We start from the raw sequence: 264 nt of genomic DNA on the forward strand, positions 1-264 counted from the left end.
ATGTCTCGCGTTATTTGCTGAACGCCTTCAAGATATTCCGAAACAGAACATTACTATCGTTGCCACCGCTACTTTGCGTTTAGCAACTAATGCAGATGAATTTAAAGTCAAAGCCGAACAAATCCTTGCGCATAAAATTAATGTTATTAGTGGTGAATTAGAAGCACGAACTATTTATAAGGGCGTTGCCCACACTTCATCATGCAGTGGCCGTCAATTAGTTATTGATATTGGTGGTGCTAGTACCGAAGTGGTAATTGGTAA

1 protein-coding gene is annotated in these 264 nt (G+C 39.8%); it reads left to right on the forward strand.

The features are described from left to right. A partial coding sequence (locus tag CWB85_RS21335) for a Ppx/GppA phosphatase family protein (RefSeq protein ID WP_502705323.1) occupies window positions 1-264 on the forward strand: 264 nt, incomplete at both ends.

The sequence above is a fragment of the Pseudoalteromonas sp. S1727 genome (genome assembly GCF_005886375.1).
In the GTDB taxonomy this organism is placed as follows: domain Bacteria; phylum Pseudomonadota; class Gammaproteobacteria; order Enterobacterales; family Alteromonadaceae; genus Pseudoalteromonas; species Pseudoalteromonas haloplanktis.